The organism is Lacinutrix gracilariae (assembly GCF_042684485.1).
Classification (GTDB): domain Bacteria; phylum Bacteroidota; class Bacteroidia; order Flavobacteriales; family Flavobacteriaceae; genus Oceanihabitans; species Oceanihabitans gracilariae.
The window spans coordinates 1-688 of record NZ_JBHULM010000021.1; the positions used below are offsets into that span (position 1 = coordinate 1).

Consider the following 688-nt stretch of genomic DNA (forward strand, 5'->3'; position numbering starts at 1 on the left):
AACGGTTTTGTATATGATATGTTGCGTGTATAAGTCACTAATTTAGCAAATAAAAACCGAATAGAATATTCCGCAGGAATATTCGTAAGTAGGCTAGAACTAGCAATGGATTATATACTTTGTTGTGCGTAGGTTTTATTTCTTATTTAATTCAAATGTTCCTTTGTCCTTTGGAAAGCTAGAATCATAATCACCACTAATTTCAATTCCGTCATCGTCTTTCATTCCGTCATATTCAATAAATTGTCCTTTTCCAATTGACATTTTAGCTTTAAAAAATCTGCGATTAGATTCACTACTTTCATTCTGTCGTCTTTTTTGTCCAAAGTTATTTCCATCAACATCAGATTTCGAAAAGTTACCTGATAATTCCACAATTTTATTTTGTCCAGGTTTATAAAGACTCCAAAGATTATAGTAAATAAGCGTTTCGCTTTTAAATTCCGCATTATTATTTTCAGGAATTGTCGTCAAAACTTTTCCGCTGACAAGTGCGTATTCAGAACTATTCCATTTTCCGTTCCAATTTGATTCCGCAAAGTTTTCAGGAATTGAAGTTCTATAAACGATTTCGTTTGATATAAACACAAAGACGAGAAGAATCAAAGCCGTTATTAAAATTCGTTTTATTATTTTCAGAAATCTATTTTTCATTCAGAGTTCAGTTTTTCTCAACTTACGCACAACG

Annotated in this window: 1 protein-coding gene; it reads right to left on the reverse strand. The window is 31.5% G+C overall.

Features of this window, described 5'->3' with window-relative positions; translation table 11 throughout:
• Positions 1 to 135: 135 nt before the first annotated feature.
• Complete coding sequence (locus ACFSSB_RS15425) at positions 136 to 654, reverse strand: hypothetical protein (RefSeq protein WP_379905919.1); 519 nt, start codon at positions 652 to 654, stop codon at positions 136 to 138.
• Positions 655 to 688: the final 34 nt, after the last annotated feature.